At 59.3% G+C, this 231-nt stretch carries 1 protein-coding gene; it reads left to right on the top strand.

Annotated features, from left to right (window positions below):
• On the top strand, positions 1–231 hold a 231-nt coding region (locus tag SB751_RS35780; protein ID WP_410749704.1), incomplete at both ends, for a hypothetical protein.

Below are 231 nucleotides of genomic sequence, written 5' to 3'. Positions count from 1 at the left end.
CGTTCGAACCAGAACACGAACATCAACCAGCGTCCGATCGTGAAGATGGGCGACTGGGTGTCGCGTGGCGACGTGCTGGCTGACGGCGCGTCGACCGATCTGGGCGAGCTCGCGCTCGGTCAGAACATGCTGATCGCGTTCATGCCGTGGAACGGCTACAACTTCGAAGACTCGATTCTGATCTCGGAGAAGGTGGTTGCGGACGACCGTTACACGTCGATCCACATCGAA

Source organism: Cupriavidus sp. SIMBA_020, from assembly GCF_046535395.1.
Lineage (GTDB): Bacteria > Pseudomonadota > Gammaproteobacteria > Burkholderiales > Burkholderiaceae > Cupriavidus > Cupriavidus campinensis.
The sequence above is the reverse complement of the archived record's forward strand: the minus strand, read 5'-3'. Positions and strand labels throughout refer to the sequence as shown.